The sequence below is a fragment of the Nonomuraea guangzhouensis genome (assembly GCF_019396345.1).
Taxonomy (GTDB): domain Bacteria; phylum Actinomycetota; class Actinomycetes; order Streptosporangiales; family Streptosporangiaceae; genus Nonomuraea; species Nonomuraea guangzhouensis.
Genome location: NZ_JAHKRM010000103.1, coordinates 1 through 1692 on the forward strand (window position 1 = coordinate 1; position 1692 = coordinate 1692).

Sequence of the window (1692 nt, forward strand, 5' to 3'; positions counted from 1 at the left end):
GCGGAGCGCACCGGCGCTGGAGAAGCGCAGCACGGTGGGGTCGATCTTGAGTTTGCGGGCGGCCAGGAGCTTGCCGGTCTCGGTGACCGCCTGGCCGATCGGGGGCTGGCTGATCTCGAGCAGCTCCGACAGGACGCGCTGGGAGCAGATCTGGCGGAGATAGACGATGGTGATCAGGACCTTGTCGGCGTCGGTGAGCAGGGGGCGTCCGTGGTTGGCCTTGGCCTGTCGGCGTGGGCCACCGCGGATTTCGAAGTTGCGCTGCTCGGCCAGGGCCGCCTGACCCGGAGCCAGGGATGCGGCCAGCTCGTTCAGCTCCTTGCGGCTCATCCCGGTCAGCCGGGGATCGGCCAGGGCGTGCAGGCTTTCGGACCGGATGCGCGCCCGATCGTCGCATACGGGCAGGTGCGGGTTTTCGTCTGTCGGGCCGATCGTGTAGTTCCAGGCGCCGCGCTCGGTATGCGGGACGATCGGCAGCATGCTCATCCGCTCGGCGGACACCGACACGCCCAGCGGGTAGGCGTTGGTGTCCAGTTCGGCCGCGACGCTCAGCCCGGTGCGGGTGCGGGTCGCGGCGATGCTGTTGACCACGACCTCGTGGCTGGTCAGGGGCCTGCCGCGCCAGTTCATGGTGATGTGTGAGAACAGCCGGTGCTCTATCTTGTTCCACTTGCTGGTGCCGGGCGGAAAGTGGCAGACGGTCACCGCCAGCCCGGTCTCAGCGGCGAAGTCGGCCAGTTCGGCCTTCCATAACCGGTAGCGATAGCTGTTGGAGCCCCCGCAGTCCGCAGTGATCAGCAGCCGGTCCGCGTTCGGGTAGTCCAGGCTGCCGCGGCCGCGCCACCAGCGCCGGATCGACTCCACCGCGAACGCCGAGGTGTCGTGATCGATCCCGACGTTCACCCAGCCCGTGTCGTTGACCACGTCGTAGATCCCGTACGGGATCGCGTGCGGCACATCCGGGCCAGTGAAGAAGAAGCTGTGGTCCTCGACCCGAACCGGATCGCCCTTCGGTCGCCACTGCCGGCCGGCGTTCGGCAGATCGCCCAGATGCTCCTTCTTCTTCGTGTCCACGCTGATCACCGGCTCGCCGTCCGCCTGATGGGCCTTGACCTGCTCGTTGATGTAATGGAATTGCGCGTCCCGGTCCGGGTGCTGCTTGCCTTCCAGCGTCTTGGCATTGGCCTGCAGACTGAAGCCTTGTTCCTTCAACAGCCGGCCCACCGTCGGCGCCGAGACCGGATGGCCCTGCCCGGTCAGCTCCTGGGCCAGATCGCGCAGCGACTTGGTGGTCCAGCGCAGCGGCGAGGTCGGATCCCCGCGCTCATCCGGCTCCACCAGCGCCAGCAGTGTTGGCACCAGATCCGGGTCCTGAGCTTCGGCGGCCTTGCGACCTCCACCACGACGACGGACGCGGCCGTCCGGCAGCGGATCCTCGCCAGCCTCTAGCTCGAACACCCCGGTGCGGACCGTCGTTTCGGATACCCCGGCCACGGCCGCCACCGTCCGCACCCCACCATGTCCGAGCAGCCGAGCCTCCTGTCCCATCACCAGACGCCGCTGTCGCTCGTTCAGGTGCGGAAACAGCACCCTGAACCGCGAGACAAGCTGATCGCGGACCTCGCTCGGTATGCCCATACCAAGTCAACGAGTTCAAGATCGAAAAGCAACGCCTTATTTCTTGACGGCTCC

General features: G+C 67.1%; 1 protein-coding gene. It reads right to left on the minus strand.

Annotated elements, in window-relative coordinates; translation table 11 throughout:
* Positions 1–1638: ISAzo13 family transposase (locus tag KME78_RS63565; protein ID WP_246655205.1), on the minus strand; the 1638-nt coding region annotated here is incomplete at its 3' end.
* Between the last annotated feature and the right edge of the window lie 54 nt (positions 1639–1692).